Below are 2,039 nucleotides of genomic sequence, written 5' to 3' on the forward strand. Positions count from 1 at the left end.
CAGCCCAAATCCCATTGTCATATCAACGTATTTATTACCGTCAATGTCAATGATCTGGCTGCCCTTAGAACTCTCGGCGACGATTGGGTAGACGAGATCCTTCCAGAACGGCTTAAACCCCGCCACGGCACGCGGATCGGAGAGTTTTGCCCGGTGCCGGATGGTGTACTCACGGGACTTGCTTGTCTTAGCGAGATACTTTTCCGTGAGCTCTGCCAGATGCGCTCGCTGTTGGGGGGTGAACTCATCTGTGGCCGTTTTCTGAATAGGGCGGAATGGGCCATGGTTGCCCGTGGGTTCGCCGCCCACGCCTGCGATAACGGGGGAGCCTGCACCGGGTACATTGGGCGCAGAAGCGATGTTTAGCGTGGGTTTAGCAGGCTCAGGTGGGGCAATGGGAATCGTTTGCGCGGTGACGACGCCACCGGAGAGCAGTGCGAGCTGTTGCTGCATGATCGCGAGCTGCTGGGCGACAAGAGCCTCGAACCCACCCGGCTGCGCTCGTACCTCGCTCCGCCACCCTCCCTCTACGAAGGAGGGTAGGGAGGATGCTGGCTCCCCTTCCTTCGAAGAGGGAAGGGGCTGGGGGATGGGTTCGGGAGCTAGCAAGCTATCCACGTAGCCCGTCAGAGCGGCAGGTGTCGAGAGATCTTCCATGAGCTGACGAAACGCAATGCTCACGCCGAACTGCTTGGCGAGCGCCTGCGCGGCCTGCGTCAGAAAGAGCGAGTCGAAGCCCAGCTCCGAGAAGCTGGCATCGGCGGCGATATCGGCTGTCGCCATGCCAGAGAGATCTGAGAGGGTCTCCTGAATCTCCGAGAGCAGGCGGGGTTTACGGTCGAGGGGGATTAAGGGGCTAGGTGCAGACATAGGCGTGGTTACAATTTCATTGATTTTTGGTTGAGCAAAGTAGCGCTGGCGCTCGAAGGGATAGGTCGGCAAAGAGACACGGCGAGCCGTGGTGGGGTCAGGCAAGGAAGCTCCGGCGACCCAGAGCGGGGCCAGCGGGTCGTCGTTGTTGTTATCGTCTGTAGTGAGCGTGCGTGGTTTTTCCGGTCGCTGCTTGGCGAGCGTCGTGAGGATTCGTCCGGGGCCGCACTCTATAAAGACCGAGTTTGGAGTTTCGAGTAGAACCGAGAGGGCTGCATCGAAGCGGACGGTACTGCGAAGCTGCTCGGCCCAGTAGCGTGGCGATATCGCGTCGGATTCGGTGAGCCAGGTGCCGGTTCGCGTCGAGACAATCGGGCGTGTTGGAGCGTTTCGTGGCATTGCGGCAACAAAGCGCTCAAACTCCGCTAAGATCGGCTCGGTCATGGCGGAGTGGAAGGCATGCGACGTCTTCAGGCGCTTACAGGCAATTCCCGTGGCTTCGAGTGCGGCGATCTGCTCAAAAGTCCCCGAGCCGACGCAGAGATTTGGGCCATTGACAGCGGCTAGTGACAGCTCAAATTTCGCAAAGAGCGGCGCCGCGTCAGCTTCGGGCAGGCGTACGGCGAGCATTGCGCCTCCGGGGAGGCTCTGCATGAGCCGTGCTCGCTCCGCGAGAATGATGAGGGCATCACGGAGCGAGAAAACCCCGGCAAGGTGCGCCGCGACATACTCCCCGAGGCTGTGCCCCAGCAGGGCGCTAGGCAGGATGCCCTGCGACTCATAGAACTTCGCGCTGGCATAGCTAATCACAAAGAGAGCGGGCTGCGTGATCGCGGTCTGACTGAGGGCTGTCTCGTCGTCGCCAAAGATCACGTCACGAATATCGAGACCAAGGGGCGTACGCAGAATCTCCGCGCACTCGTCCACGGCAGCACGGAAGGTTGAACTGCTCTCGTAAAGGCTCTTGCCCATGCCGCAGCTCTGGGAACCCTGGCCAGGAAAGAGAAAGGCGAGTGCGGGGTTTTCAAGTGCCTTGCCCCATGCCCCACGTTTTTTGTCGGTCAGCGCCGCAACAGCATCGGCACGATCTTCCACACGCACGGCACGTCGGTGCGCAAACTCCCGTCGCCCGACGCGTAGGGTGTAGGCTACATCGGCCAGTGGCAGCT

General features: G+C 60.7%; 1 protein-coding gene. It reads right to left on the reverse strand.

Annotated elements, in window-relative coordinates:
* Window positions 1–2,039: acyltransferase domain-containing protein (locus ACH2EH_RS06050; protein WP_395139910.1), on the reverse strand; the 2,039-nt coding region annotated here is incomplete at both ends.

It is taken from the genome of Armatimonas sp. (assembly GCF_043760365.1).
GTDB lineage: Bacteria > Armatimonadota > Armatimonadia > Armatimonadales > Armatimonadaceae > Armatimonas.